This window comes from Arthrobacter sp. StoSoilB5, assembly GCF_019977235.1.
In the GTDB taxonomy this organism is placed as follows: domain Bacteria; phylum Actinomycetota; class Actinomycetes; order Actinomycetales; family Micrococcaceae; genus Arthrobacter.
Map to the genome: position 1 here is coordinate 4,316,377 of NZ_AP024646.1, position 17,855 is coordinate 4,334,231.

Genomic DNA, 17,855 nt, shown 5'->3' on the forward strand with positions numbered 1-17,855 from the left:
ACATCACTGCAACTTCGCCCGGATCGCCGCCACCTCACCTTCCGTCACCCCGTTCCGCGCCAGGAATGATTCAACGTCCAGCGAACCCAGAAACGTCCTCACACCAGCCCGTTTCTGCTCCAACCAAGCCTCAAAGTCCTCGCCTGAAAGGTAGGGGTCATGGGCGTGCGGCGCCCCATGGGTGCGGTGCCGCTCGTTGATCCCCCGCGCCGCCAGTTCGTAGCCGCGCAGGATTTCGTCATCGCCAACACCGGCCAAACGCTGCAACATAAGTGCGATCACACCGCTGCGATCCCGGCCTGCCGAGCAGTGGATCACAACTTTTCCGGGCGACGCCGCGATTGCCTTGAAGACGGCCGCGATCTTCTCCGCAAACAGCCCCACATACTCGCCGTACTGCGCGGGGTCCTTCAGGTACGGGCCGAACAGCTGGCCGAACCCGCTATGGTCCGGGTCCTCCGTGGGGCAATGTACGACGTCGATGCGAGCCTTCACATCGTCCGGCACCGCGGGATCGGTGTCGCGTTGCCGCCGCTCGCCCGAGGCGCGCAAGTCGATGATGGTGCGGACGCCGTCGTCGTACATCTGGTGCCAACCAGCCTCGGTAAGCCACTCGTGGCGACCCATCCTGTACACGTCCCCCGCGATCCGCCAAGCATTCACGGCGCCATCCCAGTGGACACCCAAGTGCGGTGCTGTCCCGTCCATAGGAGCCAGCTAAGCACATTCGTCCGCTTCGATGTGAGAGAGGAACCGCCAAAAAGCGGTTGGAAGTGAGAGAGGAACCGCCAAAAAGCGGTTGGAAGTGAGAGAGGAACGGATTGGTATTGCGCAGGCCAAGTGACTCATGTCATACTCTTACTCGATGCGCATCGACGATACGTATCGATGACTACAGAAACCGTTCAGCAGAGAGCGCAAGGAGGCCAGGGCATGCCCACCAGCAAGGACGTTGCCCAGGCCGCCGGCGTTGCACAGAGCACGGTTTCATATGTTCTAAGCGGCAAGCGGCCCATCTCCGAGAAAACGCGGAAAAAGGTAGAGGACGCTATCCAGCAGCTGACCTACCAGCCAAATGCCGGGGCCCGCGCACTGGCCAGCCGCCGGACCCGCGTGATCGGCCTGGTCATCCCCTTCATCCCCGAGTTGCACATGGCATCGATCATGGAATTCGTCTCCGTGATTGCCAACACCGCCCGCCAATATGACCACGACATTCTGCTGGTCACTGAGGATGAGGGCGCACCCGGACTGCAGCGCGTGGTTGGCCAGCAGATTTGCGATGGCCTGATCCTCATGCAGGTGGAAGGCGACGACGAACGGCTCCCGGTAGTCCGGAGCCTCCACGTTCCAGTGGTGCTCATCGGCATCCCCCATGATCCTTCGGGGCTGGTCTGCATTGATGCCGACTTTGAAATGGCCGGCGAACAATGCGTACAGGACCTCGCTGCGGCAGGGCATGAAGTTATCTCCGTCCTCGACTGGCAGCCGGAAGTGGTGGACCGCCACGTGAACTATGTTGAGCGGTTCATGTCCGGCACCGACAAAGCCGCCCAAAGCCTGGGCGTCAAAGTGCTGCACCTGCCCGGCGGAACTGACCGTGATGCGATCGCGGATTCCGTGGACAAAGCCTTGGCGGAGACCACTGGCGTGCCTGCGTTTATCGCTCCGGACGGCACCGTTCAAGATGTTCTGCGACGCGTTCTTACCAACCGCGGACTGACTCCGGGCAAGGACGTTTCCGTGATCGGCAGCGCCTCCCCCACGCTTGCCGAGCTGCAGCCCATCCCACTTTCCACCATTGACCTCCGCCCGGCCGAAGTCTCACGCCGCGCGGTGAAGATTATCTGCGATCTCCTCGAAGCCGAAAACCAGGGACCAACCGAATCCCTGGAATTGGTACCCACGGTCATTACGCACCGTGCCAGCACGCTCCGTCCACCCCACGGCAGCTAATCCTTCTCCAAAGCACCCTGCACCACCTCCATTTGCGAATTATCGATACGCATCGTCGATACGCATCGACAAATCAGAAACCTAGAAAAAGGAACAGACAATGAAGTCAGCACAAAGGACAACCCGTCCTCTCGCCCTCGCCGTCGCTGCATTGGTAGGCCTGCCTCTGGCCCTCACAGCCTGTGGGACGTCCACTGCAGCATCGTCGTCGGAAGCCGTCACTGAGATCTCCGTGATGGACTACTACAACAACGAGCCGGACAAGTCCTTCATTGGCGACGCCCTGACCAAGTGCGGCACCCAGGCAGGTGTCACCATCAAGCGGGAGACCGTCCCGGGCAAGTCCCTCATCTCCAAGGTGCTCCAGCAGTCCTCATCCAAGACGCTGCCGGATGTGCTCATGCTGGACAACCCGGACCTGCAGCAGATTGCCGCCACTGGCGCCTTGGCTCCCCTGGCCGACTTCAAGATCAGCACGGACAACTTCGCAGAGGGAGTCCTCAGCGCAGGCACGTACAAAGACAAGGTGTACGGCCTGGCTCCCACTGTGAACACCATCGCTTTGTTCTACAACAAGGACATCCTGGATAAGGCCGGAGTAACCCCGCCCACCACCTGGGATGATCTGAAGGAAGCAGCCGCCAAGCTCACGGCCGGCGACCAGTACGGGCTCGCATTCAATGCCAACCCCACCTATGAAGGCACCTGGCAGTTCCTGCCGGTCATGTGGTCCAACGGAGGCGATGAGAAGAAGATTGACACCAAGGAGACCGAACAGGCACTCCAGCTCTGGACTGACCTGGTCAAGAGTGGCTCCGTCTCATCCTCGGCCCTGAACTGGACCCAGGCCGACGTCAAGGACCAGTTCATGGCCGGCAAAGCAGCCATGATGGTCAACGGCCCCTGGCAGATCCCGGCCCTGGATAAGCAGCCAACCCTTCAGTACGGTGTGGTGAAGATCCCCGTACGCGAAGCCGGCCAGACGTCCGTCGCACCGCTCGGTGGCGAAGTATGGACGGTTCCCCAGACGGGCAATAAGGCACGCCAGGCCAAGGCCGCAGAAGTGGTCGCCTGCCTGAACAGCGACGAGAACCAGATGGCCATGGCCAAGGTCCGCAACACCATCCCCTCCAAGACCACGCTGGCGGACAAGTTCGCCACGGAAAACCCCAAGCTCGCAACATTCACTGAGCTGATCAAGACCGCGCGCGCACGCACCGGCCAGCTCGGCGAAGGATGGCCGGCCCAGGCAACAAAGATTTACACCGCAATCCAGACGGCCCTGACCGGTAATGCCTCACCGGCCGATGCCCTCAAGCGGGCGCAAGGCCAGTAAGCAGCCAGCCATGTCATTGACAACAGATCTATCGCAAACAGCGCCACGTTCCACCGGAAAGGCCGCGGGAAAGGCCAACCGGAAGCACGGCCGCGTGGCCGACCCCCAAACGGAAGCGCGGACCCCCAGGCGGCGCACCCGCCAACGCCGCGAGCGCATCTTCCAGTGGCTCTTCCTGGTCCCTGCTGTGGTCTACATGGCGCTGTTCTTTGGCTACCCCGTGGTCAAGAACGTCGTCATGAGTTTCCAGGACTACACAACGGCCACGTTCTTCACCGGAGAGGCCCCCTGGGTGGGTTTCGCCAACTACGTGACTGTCTTGTCGTCGTCGTTGTTCTCAACCTCACTGCTGAACACTGCTCTGTTCACCATCGGTTCCATTATCGGCCAATTCGCGATCGGGCTGGCGCTGGCCATCTTCTTCCAGCGGAAGTTTCCGCTCAACGGAATACTGCGGTCCCTGCTCCTTCTCCCTTGGCTCCTTCCCTTGATCGTTTCGAGTGCCGTGTGGCGCTGGATCCTGGACAAGGACAGCGGAGCATTGAACCGCTTCCTTGGCGACCTCGGCATCATCGATACCGGCATCCCGTGGCTGACCAGCACCTCGCTTGCCCTGATCGCGGTGGTAGGCGTGAACATCTGGATCGGCATTCCCTTCAACCTGACCATCCTCTACGGCGGCTTGCAGGAGATCCCGGACGAGCTTTACGAGGCCGGATCCCTGGATGGGGCCACGGGTTGGAGGGCGTTCCGGCACATCACGTGGCCGATGCTCCGACCGGTGGTGAGCGTGGTGCTGGTGCTCGGCGTCGTCTACACCCTCAAGGTGTTGGACATCATCCTGGGCCTGACCAATGGTGGCCCGGCGAACTCGACCCAGACCATCGCCACCCAGTCCTACGATCTCTCGTTCCACGAATTCAAGTTCGGCGAGGGCGCGGCGCTGGGAAACGTACTGGTGATCATTTCCTTGGTCTTCGCGGTCCTGTACCTGCGGGCCAGCCGACGCGCAGTGGATGAGTGAGGAAACCATGACAACCGTTCTGAAAGCATCCGTCCGCCCACCGGTACGTGTAAAAGCACCAGCAAACAACCGCAAGAACTGGGGCTACACGGCATTGGCCATCTTCTTCCTGGCCATCATGCTCTTCCCGGTGTACTGGATGGTGAACGCCTCCCTGCAGCCCAACGGCACTACGTTGGAAACCTCGTGGCTGCCCTTGAAGCCGGACTTCACCGGCTATGCCACAGCCATCAGCGAACAAGCCGGCAATCTCGGCACCAGCCTGATCATCTCCCTCGGCAGTGTGGCATTGAGCCTGGCAATCGCAGCTCCGGCGGCCTACGCCCTGGCCTACTTCAAGGTCCGCGGCGCGGGAGTTGTCCTGTTCGCCATCCTCATCAGCCAAATGATCCCAGGCATCGTGGTAGCCAACGCCCTGTACACGGCATACAACGACCTCGGGCTGCTCAACTCCATTCCGGGGCTAATCCTTGCAGACGCGGCACATGGAATCCCGTTCGCCATCCTCATCATCCGGGCATTCATGAACGGCATGCCGGCGTCCGTGATTGAGGCAGCGCGGGTGGATGGTGCCGGACACGTCCGGGCGTTCTGGTCGATCGTGATTCCGTTGAGCCGGAACTCACTGATCACTGCGGGTCTCTTTACGTTCCTGTTTGCATGGAGCGACTTCCTGTTCGCCCTGACCCTAACCACCACGGAAGCGGTCCGTCCCGTCACCCTGGGCATCTTCCAGTACATCGGCGCCTACGTGAACGACTGGAGTTCAGTCATGGCGACGGCGGTACTCGCTTCCATCCCGGCCATCGTCCTGCTGGTCGCGGCCCAAAAATACATCGCTGCAGGCACCACCGGCGGCGCGGTCAAGTAGACCGTCACTCATCAGAAGGAATGAATCATGCCAGAAACAAGCAAGCCCATCCGCGTCACCGTCTGGAGCGAAAACCGGCACGAGAAGCGGGATGAACTGGTCGCGCGCCTCTATCCCGAGGGAATGCACGGCGCTGTCAAGGCCGGCATCGAGGAGAACCTGGGTTCCGCCGTCGTGGTCCGTACCGCAACCCTGGACGAACCGGAACACGGCCTCACCGAGGACGTCCTCGCCAACACCGACGTTCTGACCTGGTGGGGGCACATGTCCCACGCAGACGTTGACGACGAGATCGTGGAACGCGTCCACCGCCACGTCCTCGCGGGAATGGGCCTGATCGTGTTGCATTCCGGGCACTGGTCCAAGATCTTCACCAAGCTCATGGGCACCACCTGCACCCTGCGCTGGCGCTCCGAGCAGGACCGCGAACTCGTCTGGACCGTGGACCCCACCCACCCCATCGCGAAGGGCGTTCCGCACCCGATCGTGATCCCCGAGCAGGAAATGTACGGCGAATTCTTCGATATCCCCACGCCCGAGGAACTCGTGTTCATCAGCTCGTTCAGCGGCGGCGAAGTCTTCCGTTCCGGCTGCACGTTCCGGCGCGGCCACGGCAAGATCTTCTTCTTCAGCCCCGGCGACCAGGACTACCCGGTCTATCACCATAAAGACATCCGCAGGGTCATCGCCAACGCCGTGGAATGGGCCGTCACCGACCGCCCCGAACGCGCCGTACCGGAACTGCTCCGCTACGAGACCAACGATTTCTTCAACGGCAAGAGCTACCAAGGAGCCAACGCGTGAGCACGCCTTTTGCCACAATTCCCGACGACGGCACTCCCCTCCGCGTCGTAGTGGTCGGCGCCGGGGGCATGGGCCGCGCCTGGCTGCGGACCGTTGAGGAGTCACCGCTGGTGGAGCTCGCGGGCATCGTCGACCTGGACCTCGCGACGGCTAACGAGGCGGCGGCGTCACTGGGCCGGCCCGAGCTCCCCGTAGGTGCCGGGACCGCCCACTTGGCGTCCGACGTCGGAGCTCAAGCGGTCATCAATGTCACCGTCCCTGCCGCTCACCATCCGGTGACCACCGAAGCGCTTGCCGCTGGCCTGCCAGTACTCGGAGAAAAGCCCGTGGCATCCACGGTGGCCCAAGGCCTGTCCTTGGCCGCAGCCGCAGAACTCCACGGCCAGCTCTTCATGGTCAGCCAATCCCGCCGCTACAACCGGCAACTGTTTGAGGCCAAGCGCCAGGCAGCTTCCTTGGGGTCAGTTGGCATTGTTTCAGCGGAATTCTTCAAGGCGCCGCACTTCGGCGGTTTCCGGGATGCCATGGACCACCCGCTGTTGCTGGACATGGCCATCCATCAGTTCGACATGGCCCGGTTCCTGCTGGACGCCGATCCTGTTTCTGTCTTCTGCGAGGAGTACAACCCCTCCTGGAGCTGGTACCGCGGCGACGCCGGGGCTACTGCCATCTTTGAGATGACCGGCGGCGAGCGCTTTGTGTTCACGGGCAGCTGGTGCAGCCCGGGCCATGAGACTTCTTGGAATGCTTCGTGGCGGATCAGCGGCGAGCACGGCACGGTCTTGTGGGACGGGGACAATGAGCCAGTGTCCTCTGCGCCTGTTCCTCCGGGATCCAGCGCTGGCGACCCGGGCCAGGAAATTGCTGGCTCCCTGCGAGACTTCGTATCTTCAGTCCGCACCGGAAGTATCCCGATGGGCCAGGTGCACCAGAACATCATGAGCCTGGCCATGGTGGAGGCCGCCATCCTCAGTGCCTCGACCGGTGCCCGGGTATCGGTGGACGCCTTCCTAGAGGACTCGTACCAACAGGCCCTCCTGACCGAGCGGGACCCGGCCGTGCTGGAGGTCCTGAAGTCGTGGACGTCGGTCCGGAGTGCGCTTGCGGGCGAAAGCGTCCCGCTGTAATGGGCTCCCGTCCGCTCCGTGTCGGCATGGTGGGCTATTCCTTCATGGGAGCCGCCCACTCGCACGCATGGAGGACCGCCCCGCGCTTCTTCGATCTTCCGCTTGCGCCGGAGTTGACCGCATTGGCGGGCAGGAACCCCGTTGCTGACCCGCTGTTTCGTTGTTGGCCGACAACGAAACAGCGGGTTGGCAACGTGTTAGTGGTTTATCGTTTGGCGAGTTTCGTCAGCTGCACGGAGGAGAGCAGAGCGGACGCATACGCCTGGTGTCCGGCGCTGTTCGGATGGAAGTTCGCATCCAGGAGCGGCTGGGTGAGATCCAGGACGATCCATGGATTGGCTGAGTTGACCGCATGCCCGAGGAACCGCTTGGTCACATCGATGAACACTGCGTTGGTCCCGCTGCCTTCGACAGCCGCCGCGATGGTTGCATTAAGGGCATCAATGGCTTGATTCACGAGTATTTGGTTCTGGACTGGAACTATTGTTACCCCATTGATAACAATGTCGCCCTGGGACGGATCAAACAGGCGCGGATAGCCCAAAACAGCTATTGCAGCATCCGGTGCCGCCAGTTGAATGCCCTGATATGTGGCCTCCAGCCCGGTTTGAAGGGTACCAAGCTGCAGGTTTTGAATGATGCCCGTAACGGTGGCTGCGCAAAGCTGGGTATTGGGCGTGGAGCAGGCCTGTAAAGCGAGCAAACTGCCGGCATCCACGGCACCAGCTGTGATGCTGACCAGGTCGGCGCCAGCCAAGGCCTGCTGCCCGGCGAAGATCTGTTGGTCGATTGTTGGCGTCACAAAGTCGTAGAACGGGCTTGTCTGGCTCAGGACAGAACCGTGACACGCCAAATTAGCCACCAGGGTGACTTTTGGTGAGGCGTCCACAAGGTCGACGTAACCACCAGGGCTTTGCCAGCAAGCAACGGGCGGCCTGCTCAAATCCCCGGCACCAGTCCCCGCCGTGTATGAATCGCCGAGTGCGACATACGAGACCGGTGGCGGCGGCGCGGCGGTCGCGGGGCTAGCCGTGAATCCTAAAGTGAGTGCCAAGGCGGCCAGCCCGCCCGCAAAAGCCAAGTGCCGGCGTCGTGCTCGATGAGTTGCCATAATGTTTCCCCTTCATGCTGCTCTGTGGGGCTCCGATGATCCGCCAAAGGGATCACTTCGCGGCTCGCCCACCCGTCGGCCGCGTACGGGGCAATGTGTTGGCAAGACTACGCCGGACAGGCAAGCAGGAGAAGACCTTGACGGCAACGCCGGGGCTACAGCCCGTACTTGGCCAGCCTGAACTCCAAACCGTTCCGCACAGCCGGCCATTCGTGCTCGAGGATGGAGAACACCACGGTGTCCCGAAGCACTCCATCCTTGGTGCGCGAGTGGTTCCGTAAAACGCCGTCCTGCTTGGCCCCGAGCCGGGCAATCGCGTCGCGGGACTGGTGGTTGAGCCAGTGCGTGCGGAACTCGACGGCGGGGCAGCCGAGTGTTTCAAAGGCGTGCCGAAGGAGCAACAGCTTGGAATCGGGGTTGGTGCCTGTGCCCTGCACGGACGCAGCATTCCACGTGGAGCCAATTTCGACACGCGGCGTGGCGGCGTCGATGTTCATGTATGTCGTCATTCCGATGAGCTTGCCCGTGCTGTTGAGCCTGGTAGCGAAGGGCACCATGGAACCTTGCGTTTGCAGGCCCAGACGCCGCTCGATCTCCGCCGCCATGCCCTCCGGCGTGGGTACGGATGTGTACCAGAGCTTCCAGAGTTCGCCGTCCTTGGCCGCCTCCACCAAACCGTCGTGGTGATCTGGCTTCAAGGGTTCGAGGGTCACGAATTTGCCGGTCAGGATGATGGGTTCAATCGAGGTCACCCGGTTAGCCTAACCGGTACGCGATGGTCAGTCGGTCCAGTCGAAGAAGCCCTTGCCCGTCTTGCGGCCCAGTTCCCCGCGGGCAACTTTGTCCCGCAGGATCTGCGGCGGCGCGAAGCGGTCACCCAGCGTGGAATGCAGGTATTCGGCGATACCCAGACGAACATCAAGACCCACGATGTCGGTGGTCTTGAGCGGCCCGGTGGGGTGCTTGTAGCCAAGGACCATGGCGGCGTCGATGTCCTCCGCTGATGCCACGCCCTCCTCAACCATGCGCATGGCCTCCAGGGCAATAGCGACGCCCAGCCGGGAAGAGGCAAAGCCGGGCGCGTCATTGACGACGACGGCGGTCTTGCCAAGTGCCTCGGTCCAGTTCTTTGCCGCTTGGGCGAGTTCGGGGGAGGTTTCCTTGGCCAGCACCACTTCGATGAGGGTGGAGGCGGGCACCGGGTTAAAGAAGTGCAGGCCGACGAAGTTGGCTGGCCTGCGGAGTTCATTCGCCAAGCCCGTAACGGACAACGATGACGTGTTCGAGGCCAGGAAGGCATCCGCGGAAAGGTGGTCCTCCACCGCCTTCAACGCGGAGACCTTGAGGTCGTAATCCTCGGGCACGGCTTCTACCACCAGGCCGCAGTGGATGAAGGATTCGTAGTCCGTGGACGTACTGAAGCGGGCCATAACTTCTTCAGGGGTTTCGCTCAGGGTGCCGCGGGCAGCCGACTTGGCAAGGGCGTCGGCCACACGGCCTTGGGCTCCGGCCGCTGCGTCATGATCCCGCTCCACCACGATGACCGTGGCGCCCTTGGTCAGGAACGCGTGTGCGATGCCTGCACCCATCCGGCCACCGCCGAGGACTCCGACAACGTGTGGAATTGCGGGAACGGCTGTCATTTCTGGGTCCTGTCTTCGATGGCAGTTGGAGCGGCGGGCTCTTTGGCGGCGGATTTCTTGTCCAAGAACGCCTGCATCCTGTCGAACTTGGCCTGGGATTCGAAAAGGATCCCCTGCGCAAGAGTGTCGATCAACGGGTGTGCTTCCGCAGGAGCGTGGAAAACCGCTTTGGTAATCCGGACCGCCAGGGGGTCCTGGCGACCGATCCGGTCAGCCAGGTTATGCGCGGCCTCCATGAGCTCAGGGGCTTCGTGGATCTCAGTGATCAAGCTGATTCGCAGCGCTTCCTCGGCCCGCAACACGGCGCCGGCCAGGAGGATTTCCTTGGCTTTCGGCTCGCCCACGAGCTCCTTGAGCCGCCAGCTGGCGCCGGCAGCGGCGAGGATTCCCAAGCCTGTTTCGGGATTGCCAATCCGGACACTTGGGGTTCCAATACGGAAGTCTGCCGCGTAGGCGAGCTCCGCGCCGCCGCCCAGGCAATACCCGTCCAACGCAGCGATAACGGGCATGGGCAGCTTGGCGATGCGCACGAAGATGGTTGAGTTGATCCCCTGCAGTGCGTCGTCGCGGCGCCGTTCCCGGAGCTGTCCGATGTCGGCACCGGATGCGAAGACGCCGTCCGTGCCCGCAATGATCAACATTTTTGTGCTGCGCTCGAGTTCGGCACAGACAAGGTGCAGCTCGTCCACCATCTTCTGGTCGATCGCGTTGCGCACTTCGGGGCGGTTGAGAAGAACGGTGAGCCGGTCTTCGCGTTCCTCAAGGAGGAGGGTGCTGAAGTCTTCCTGGTTCAGTGCCATTTACACGCCTTCCAGCAGCATTGCGGTACCTTGCCCGACGCCGATGCACATCGTTGCAAGGCCGAGCCTGGGTCCATTGTTGCTGGCGAGTTCCCGTTCCATGCGACCCAGAAGGGTAATGGCGATACGCGAGCCGCTGGAACCCAGCGGGTGCCCCAGACTGATGGCACCGCCGTCGTTATTGACGATTTCCGGGTCCAATCCCAGGCGACGCATGCTCGCGAGCGACTGGGTTGCGAAAGCCTCGTTGAGCTCCACTGCACCGAGTTGGTCCACAGTGAGGCCGGTGCGGGCCAGGACCTTCTGCGTTGCAGGGACGGGTCCGATGCCCATGATCTCCGGCTCACAGCCCGCCGAAGCGCCATCGATGATGCGGGCGCGAGGCGTCAGGCCGAACCTCTTGATGGCCGCCTCGGAGGCGACGATGATGGCTGAGGCGCCGTCATTGAGGCTGGAGGAGTTGCCCGCAGTGACGACGGAGCCGCCGGGGACAACCGGCCGAAGCCCAGCCAGGACATCCATGGTGGTGCCTTCGCGGGGACCTTCATCCGTGTCCACCACGGTCTCGGATTTGCGCGTTTTGACCGTGACCGGAACGATCTCGTCCTTGAACCGGCCGCCTGCAATGGCCGCCAAAGCGAGTTCGTGCGAGCGGACAGCGAAAGCGTCTGCGTCCTCGCGGGAGATGTTGTCCACACGGCCCACTTCCTCGGCCGTTTCAGGCATGGAGTAGGTCATCTTGCCGTCCCGGGAGAGCTCGCCCTTGGTGAAGAGCGGGTTGGCGAAGCGCCAGCCGATGGACGTATCGAAGATCTGGCCCGGCTTGGCGAACGCAGTGGTGGGCTTCTCCTGCACCCAGGGGGCACGACTCATGGATTCGACTCCGCCGGCCACCACGATGTCCGCAGCGCCGGACTTGATCATCTGGCTGGCCATGATGATGGCGCTCAGACCCGAGGCACAAAGCCTGTTGACGGTGATGCCCGGGATGTGGAGGGGAAGTCCGGCAAGGAGCGTGGCCATGCGGGCGACGTTGCGGTTTTCCTCGCCAGCGCCGTTGGCGTTGCCGAGGATGACCTCATCAATGGAGTCAGGATCGACGCCGGCACGCGCCACAGCTTCGCGGACCACCAGTGCGGCGAGGTCGTCAGGACGGACGGAGGACAGTGCCCCGCCGTAACGACCAACCGGCGTCCGTGCGCCGCCAACAAGAAAAGCCTCGACCATGAGAACATCCTTCGCGAAGTGAAAGGGATCGGTCCGGAATAATATACCGACCGTTCGTTCTATAAAGATTACACGGCCTGCCGTACGGGTCAACAGATGAAGCCACTTCCCCGCCCGGCCACGGCACCGCGTCAGACCACCCGGATTCCCAAATGACCGGCCAACAAGGGGGCCATGAGACTCAACTGGTAATCGTCAATAACAACTCCGGCAAGCCCGGCCAACCCGTTGATACCCCGGAACTCCGAGCTCCGCAGGTCCACGTCCTTGAGCTTGGCGCCGGTGACATCCAGGGTGCCGATAATGCAGTTCTTCAACGACACCCGGGTCCCGGTGCAACCGCCGAGATCGAGCTCGTTGATGATGCAATCGGAAATCTGGACGTCCATCAGCTTGGAGCCGCGCAGGTTTACGTAATCCAGCTTGCCGCCGTCAATCCGGACGGAACGCCAGGTGCCCTCATAGAGCTCGGCTGATCCCCACCTCGGGTTGCTGATCTCGACGTCCTGCCAGGAGCTCCGGGAGGCTGTGAAGACGGGCGCATACGGCTCCGTAAGGACGCACTCCCGGAACGTGGCGCCACGCAACTGGGCCTCGTTGAACGAGACGCCGGTGAACTCACACTCAATGAAGTCGGCACCGCTCAGTTCCTCCCCATCGGCAGACACGCGGGTAAACCTGATGCCGTCGTACCGTTCGCCGCGCTGGAAGTCCGGGGCGTCGTCGTCGCGCAGTTCTTCCAAGCGCACCGGTGAGATCTTGGGGGCTGCTACCTTCGCAGCCGCCATCAGAGGGATTCCGCCTTTGCAGCGATCTCGGCAAGGTCCCTGCTGAGGGCTTTTCGAGTGATGCTCATGCCGATCTTCCCGAACAAGGCCATGGCGGCCTTACTAAGGAGCGTAGGTTTAACGACCTCGGCGCCGAACGTCAGCGTGAGGTCCGTGCCGCCGTCGCGCTCTGCCAGATTGAAGCGCGTTGTGTAGTCCGCGCCGCCCTGGAGTGCTTTGACCGTGGTACTGCGGGGCGGGTCCGCCTCCGACACCCACATCTCCACGGTTTCCTGCCTGCCCATCATGGTACGGGTTTCCTTCCAGCGGGTGCCCTCGCCGTAGGGGCCCTCACTGAGCATCTGGATTGCGTTAATGCCAGAAAGGGTGCCGGCCGAGCCCGGAATGTCCGAGAGCACCGCCCAAACCTTCTCCGGGCTGGCGTTGATGTGCTGCGTCAGGGTGGTGGTGTGATCCATACATCGAGCCTAGACCCGGGCACTGACACTCCCAACCGACTGGCGCTGCGGGGCCTGCTCTGCGCCCCATATGCGCCAAATAGCACGACCATCGGGCCCCGCAGCGCGAACGGCGGGCGCCCCCGAAAAGGAGGCACCCGCCGTCGCGCGTTTGTGAAAAGGGTTAGCTGAACAGCTCGCTCTTGGGCTCGTTGTTCTTGACCTTCTGCCAGCCAAGCCACAGGATCAGGGCGAAGAACGGGATGGTCGCCAAGGTCCAGAGACCCAGCAGGAAGACCTCGCCGGTTGCCTTATCGGTCATGGTGTCGAAGCCGATCAGCACCGTGATGGCCAGAAGTGCAACGAGGCCCAACCAGCTTGTCCACGGCGAACCGGGCATCGGCAGGCTGGATACGTTGCCGCGCTTCTTCCGCAGGGCAATCTGGCTCGCGAAAATGGAACCCCAGGTAAAGATCACGCCGATGGAGGCCGTGTTCAGGGCGAGGTCGAACGCGTGCGAGCCACCCAGCCAGATGTTCAGCAGGATACCGACCAGGTAAACACCGCCGATTGCCAGGATGGCCGCGTACGGCACGTGGCGGGAGGACATCTTGGTGAGCCACTGCGGAGCGTGGCCGTTGTTGGCCATGGTGCGGAAGATGCGGCCGATCGAGTACAGGCCCGAGTTGCAGGAGGACAATGCGGCGGTGATGACGATCATGTTCATGACGTCACCCATCCAGCCGAGGCCCATTTGGCCGAACACGGTGACGAACGGCGAGGTGCCTGCCTTGTACTGGTCGGATGGCAAGAGCATCGCGAGCAGCATCACGGAACCGACGTAGAAGACAACGATACGAACCACGACGGCGCGGATCGCCTTGGGAACTTCACGTTCCGGGTTTTCCATCTCACCAGCGGTAATGCCGACGAGTTCGATCGCGTTGTAGGCGAAGATCACTGCGTTGAGGACCAGGATCATGACCAGGCCGCCCTTGGGGAACATGCCGCCGTCATCGTGGAACAGGTTGCCCACCGAAGCATGCCCGCTGCCCACCTGGGCGTTGGTGACAACCATGAAAGTGCCAACGGCCAGGAAGATCAGGATGGCAGCGACCTTGAGGCAGGAGGCCCAGAATTCGAACTCGCCGAACGCCTTGACACTGAACAAGTTCACCGCCACCAGCAGCACCAGCGCTGCGATAGCGGAGAGTTCAACGGGGACGTTGGGGAAGAAGAACTGGAAGTACAGGCCGATCGCGATGAGCTCGGCAATGCCTGTCATGGCCCAGTTGATGAAGTACATCCAACCTGAAAGGAAGGCGCCCTTCTTGCCGAACATCTCACCGGCGTAGCTCACGAAGGAGCCGGATGTCTGGCGGTACATGATGAGTTCGCCAAGGGCACGCATCAGCAGGTAAGCGATGACGCCGGCAATGGCGTAAGAGAAAATCAGGGCCGGCCCGGTGGAAGCCAGGCGGCCACCGGCGCCCATGAACAGGCCGACGCCGATTGCGCCGCCCATGGCGATCATGGTGACGTGGCGGCGGCTCAGGGTCTTCTGGTATCCCTCAGCGCTGAGGGTGGAGCCGACGGCGGTGGATGGGGCCGTGGGGTTCTGGAGATCTGTGGGGGTACTTTGCGGCACAGCTGTTCCTTGTGGGTTGGGGTATTGCTGTAGGTGTTTTCGCCTATGCCGGAACATGGGCTTCTTTGCCACACAAAATTCGAGCTTTCCCCGTTGGAGGACCCCGAAGTGTGACAAAGAACGCAGAACGCCGAAGGTTCGCGCAACCCGTCTATCTTACGGGATTAACCCGAATGCCCGTGACGAAGGCAACAGCACCGGCCCTGAACACTCCAACGCGGGGTCACTTATGGCCGATGTTGGCCGCCCAAAGGGGCCATGAGTGACCCCGCGTTGCTTCAAGGAATAACGACGATGTTTTGCCCCTCATCTGCGAAGACTTGGTACGTCCGCAGTGGCCCCGCGCCCGTGGTGGAACACCCGGTTTCCAGCTCGAACGCATGCTGGTGAAGTGGGCACACCACCACGCTCTGATCAATGGTTCCATCTGCAAGAGGGCCGCCTTTGTGGGGGCAAACCGCGGACAGAGCCCGCAAGGTGCCGTCACGCAACCGGAACACGGCGACCTGCTCGCCATCGATTCCGAATGCCCGGCCTGTGGCTGTTGGCGATAAATGGCGGTGTTTTTGCGCCGCTCCGTGTCGCCCCGCGGACGTTCATACTCCTAGCCGGGTCGGAAGCGCTCGTGTCATGTCGTCCGTCAGCTAGGAAGGTCAGCCGCGACAGCGGACGCCCGCTCCTGAAGAATGGAGAAAATCTCTGGCTGGTAGCGTTGCTGGACCCGGTGATTGATCCCCTTCTTCATCTCCGCGATCAACTTGCTGATTGACTCGGCGTGCCGGAATTTGCCTCCAGCAGCGAAGAAGGCGCGCAACCAAGGTTCCTTCTCCAGGGCATAGCCCCGGTCAGTGAAAGCACGGATGAGTTGAACAACGGCCGCTTTTCCGTTCCCGGTCGAAAGCCCGTTGTACTGTTCGTTAACCATGCACTTGGCCGCCTCAAGCTGGAAAGCATCGACTGCTCCGACCGTTCCGGTATCCACATTGCGTGCCCCAACACCGTCAAGCCACGTCCGGACCATCTCCGAGGGAGACCAGACAACGACAAAGAGACGTTCAATCCTGTTGGTGGCCACCACTTCCCTGAGCAACTCAAAATCGTCCTTCCCGTGAGGGTGTAGGACCGTGAGCGTTCCGGCGAAGCGATTGTTGTCCTGTGCAAAGTTTCGCAGCTCCGAAATCCCCACGATCCGTTGGGAACCCTTCTCAACGGCGACATAGCTGATGAACTCCGTGTCCGCGCTGTTTGGCTCCCGAAGCCTCTTCAAATCGGATACTGCGAACAGGTATGGGGGCTCACCAAGCCACTCTCGGATAACAGCACTTTGGGGCACCATCGACGTACCACCCTGTGCCCAATCTTCGCGGATCATGTATGCAAGTTCGGTCATGTCCGGATCCTTTCACGCCCCTCCGACATCTAGTCTGTGGAGCAGGCCGGGCGGTTAACTGCCCGAAACAGCCTGGCGCATATTCTCTATCGGCGGACACCCTCCCTGGGGCGGGCTCGTGACACTGTCCCGAAGACTGTAGCCACGTCCCGGAACCCCTCAGTTTTCCCCGTTCTGGCAAGCACCACCAGGCACAGAACGAAGGGCGGTAATAGCCTTGAACACCCAATTATGAACAGGCCAAGGGAGATGGGCAGAAGATCGGTGATCACAGGGAACTCCTATTTGCAGCGTGGGAATAGGTTTTTGCCTAGTGCCGCCGTGAAGAAAGGAATTTGCTGAAGGGTGGCCTTAGGCTCCGATCTCGCTTCGGAAGGGCCCCTTCAGTAGTCACCTTGAGCAATTCAGGTCGCGGGCCTACCACGCTGCTCAGCCCCCTAGGAAGGCCACCGATAAGTAAAGCTGCTCCGGGCCCTAGGTCGGTCTGCCCTAACAGTGCTTTGATCCTGCCATATCTCAGCCGGTTCTGTCAGTACCAGGCCTGGGGTACCGGGCGCCGGGCGCCCGGACGATAGTGACCGCAAACGTGGCACTGCGCCAGTGCAAACGCTTTAGGGCGAATCTCATTAAACGATCCTCGTACGGGCAATCGAACCTGCCGAATCCCTGTGTCTCGAAACCAAAACGCCTCGAATCCCGAGCAGGGGATGGCTGCCTTCTAGTGTGCCCCTCGTTCGAGATCAGCTAGTTCTGCTTCCAGTTGCTGGGTCAGGTTCCGCAAGCGCCGGATGTGCTCTTGCGAGACGCGCCCGGGTTGGTTTGTGACTTGTGCGTCGACATCGAAGACCGTGTTGGGGCTGTGCCAGACGTTGAACCATTCGAGACCATGGCCGAGAGCGTCACGGGTCACGCCCTGGAGCAGGAGCAGTGGTTCGCGGGTGTTGATGTTCAGTTTCCGGGCCAGATCATGATCGGCGGACACTGCCTGTACTTGTCGGGGGCCGCCGGCGGGGTGGTATCCGTGGTCCCTCATCAGGTTCAGGAGTGATGCATTTTCCAGCAGTTCCGCGGAGAAGTGTGGGAAAAAGTCACGGGGAACCCAGGTCCGCATGAAGGCAACGGGCACTTCATCCAGGTAGCGAACCCGTTCGATTCTCCATGTGTTGGTGGTGCCCAGGGCCTCAATGCCCGCCTCTGGTGGGGCGGAGGGCTCCACGGTGAGGACGTGGGTGCGCAGGCGCTGGCCGTGGGCTGCAGCCTGCTCATCCAGCCCGCCGGCGCGCTGCACGTGCCGGCGAAGGACTGGCGTTGAGGCTACGACGCTTCCGCGGCCACGCTGGCGGCGAATCAGGCCGAGATCGGACAGGCCGGACAAAGCCTGCCGTACGACGCTGCGGGAGACGCCGAACTGCCGTTGCAGTTCCTCTTCGGTGGGCAGGGAGGAGCCTGGGGTCAGCCCCATGTCGACGATTTGCCGGTGCAGGATGTCCCGGATTTGGGCGTGGAGAGGACCTCCGTCCTCCCGGTTCAGGGGGCTGGTGCGTCCCGCCTGCTCTGCCGCTGTTTCTGCTGATTCCACACTCACGTTGACTCCTCTGCCCTGTGCAAATCTTAGCCCCCACCTTCCTGCCTCCCCGCTGAGCGGTGAGAACAAGCGGCCTTGACGTGACCTACACCACCCATTATTGTACGT

The 17,855-nt window shown here is 61.9% G+C and carries 17 protein-coding genes and 2 pseudogenes; 7 read left to right on the plus strand and 12 right to left on the minus strand.

Annotated elements, in window-relative coordinates; all coding sequences use genetic code 11:
- Positions 1 to 3: 3 nt before the first annotated feature.
- Positions 4 to 708, minus strand: a complete 705-nt coding sequence (locus tag LDN75_RS19490; protein ID WP_223934346.1) for a tyrosine-protein phosphatase — start codon at positions 706 to 708, stop codon at positions 4 to 6.
- A gap of 225 nt (positions 709 to 933) precedes the next feature.
- Here LDN75_RS19490 and LDN75_RS19495 point away from each other — a divergent pair, with 225 nt between their 5' ends.
- The 7 genes and pseudogenes from LDN75_RS19495 to LDN75_RS19525 all read left to right on the plus strand — a co-directional run.
- Complete coding sequence (locus LDN75_RS19495; RefSeq protein ID WP_223934347.1) at positions 934 to 1,956, plus strand: LacI family DNA-binding transcriptional regulator; 1,023 nt, start codon at positions 934 to 936, stop codon at positions 1,954 to 1,956.
- Between the two features lie 100 nt (positions 1,957 to 2,056).
- Positions 2,057 to 3,292, plus strand: coding sequence for a sugar ABC transporter substrate-binding protein (locus LDN75_RS19500; protein WP_223934348.1), 1,236 nt, complete (start codon positions 2,057 to 2,059; stop codon positions 3,290 to 3,292).
- Positions 3,293 to 3,302: 10 nt separating this feature from the next.
- Entirely contained in the window at positions 3,303 to 4,316 is a 1,014-nt protein-coding gene (locus LDN75_RS19505) for a sugar ABC transporter permease (protein ID WP_223934349.1), read from the plus strand.
- 7 nt (positions 4,317 to 4,323) lie between these two features.
- Positions 4,324 to 5,187 carry a carbohydrate ABC transporter permease gene (locus tag LDN75_RS19510; protein WP_223934350.1) on the plus strand — a complete coding sequence of 288 codons (864 nt, stop codon included), beginning with the start codon at positions 4,324 to 4,326 and terminating at the stop codon, positions 5,185 to 5,187.
- 27 nt (positions 5,188 to 5,214) lie between these two features.
- Entirely contained in the window at positions 5,215 to 5,991 is a 777-nt protein-coding gene (locus tag LDN75_RS19515; RefSeq protein ID WP_223934351.1) for a ThuA domain-containing protein, read from the plus strand.
- Positions 5,988 to 7,118: a Gfo/Idh/MocA family oxidoreductase gene (locus tag LDN75_RS19520; protein ID WP_223934352.1), complete on the plus strand. Its 1,131-nt coding sequence runs from the start codon at positions 5,988 to 5,990 to the stop codon at positions 7,116 to 7,118. Before LDN75_RS19515 ends, LDN75_RS19520 begins: the two co-directional genes overlap by 4 nt.
- Positions 7,118 to 7,255: pseudogene (locus LDN75_RS19525) on the plus strand (gfo/Idh/MocA family oxidoreductase); the annotation flags it as partial. The gene LDN75_RS19520 and the pseudogene LDN75_RS19525, both read left to right, overlap by 1 nt.
- 68 nt (positions 7,256 to 7,323) lie before the next feature.
- Here the strand turns inward: LDN75_RS19525 and LDN75_RS19530 are convergent.
- From LDN75_RS19530 to LDN75_RS19580, 11 genes and pseudogenes are all read right to left on the minus strand, one after another.
- Complete coding sequence (locus LDN75_RS19530) at positions 7,324 to 8,229, minus strand: SGNH/GDSL hydrolase family protein (protein WP_223934353.1); 906 nt, start codon at positions 8,227 to 8,229, stop codon at positions 7,324 to 7,326.
- Positions 8,230 to 8,384: 155 nt separating this feature from the next.
- Positions 8,385 to 8,981: a GNAT family protein gene (locus tag LDN75_RS19535; protein ID WP_223934354.1), complete on the minus strand. Its 597-nt coding sequence runs from the start codon at positions 8,979 to 8,981 to the stop codon at positions 8,385 to 8,387.
- Positions 8,982 to 9,008: 27 nt separating this feature from the next.
- Positions 9,009 to 9,872 (minus strand): 3-hydroxyacyl-CoA dehydrogenase family protein, encoded by an 864-nt coding sequence (locus LDN75_RS19540; RefSeq protein WP_223934355.1) that lies wholly within the window; start codon positions 9,870 to 9,872, stop codon positions 9,009 to 9,011.
- Entirely contained in the window at positions 9,869 to 10,672 is an 804-nt protein-coding gene (locus tag LDN75_RS19545; protein ID WP_223934356.1) for an enoyl-CoA hydratase/isomerase family protein, read from the minus strand. The genes LDN75_RS19540 and LDN75_RS19545 overlap by 4 nt, the downstream gene beginning before the upstream one ends.
- Positions 10,673 to 11,899, minus strand: a complete 1,227-nt coding sequence (locus LDN75_RS19550) for an acetyl-CoA C-acyltransferase (protein ID WP_223934357.1) — start codon at positions 11,897 to 11,899, stop codon at positions 10,673 to 10,675.
- A 131-nt stretch (positions 11,900 to 12,030) separates the two neighbouring features.
- On the minus strand, positions 12,031 to 12,687 hold the full coding sequence (locus LDN75_RS19555; RefSeq protein ID WP_223934358.1) for a pentapeptide repeat-containing protein: 657 nt from the start codon (positions 12,685 to 12,687) through the stop codon (positions 12,031 to 12,033).
- Entirely contained in the window at positions 12,687 to 13,145 is a 459-nt protein-coding gene (locus LDN75_RS19560; protein ID WP_223934359.1) for an SRPBCC family protein, read from the minus strand. The genes LDN75_RS19555 and LDN75_RS19560 overlap by 1 nt, the downstream gene beginning before the upstream one ends.
- Before the next feature lie 163 nt (positions 13,146 to 13,308).
- Positions 13,309 to 14,772 carry an amino acid permease gene (locus LDN75_RS19565; RefSeq protein WP_223934360.1) on the minus strand — a complete coding sequence of 488 codons (1,464 nt, stop codon included), beginning with the start codon at positions 14,770 to 14,772 and terminating at the stop codon, positions 13,309 to 13,311.
- A gap of 278 nt (positions 14,773 to 15,050) precedes the next feature.
- A pseudogene (locus LDN75_RS19570) lies at positions 15,051 to 15,308 on the minus strand (Rieske 2Fe-2S domain-containing protein); the annotation flags it as partial.
- Positions 15,309 to 15,412: 104 nt separating this feature from the next.
- Entirely contained in the window at positions 15,413 to 16,162 is a 750-nt protein-coding gene (locus LDN75_RS19575) for a hypothetical protein (protein WP_223934361.1), read from the minus strand.
- Between the two features lie 718 nt (positions 16,163 to 16,880).
- The gene (locus tag LDN75_RS19580) at positions 16,881 to 17,747 is read right to left on the minus strand and encodes a GntR family transcriptional regulator (protein ID WP_223934362.1); all 867 of its coding nucleotides are present in this window, start codon (positions 17,745 to 17,747) and stop codon (positions 16,881 to 16,883) included.
- Positions 17,748 to 17,855: the final 108 nt, after the last annotated feature.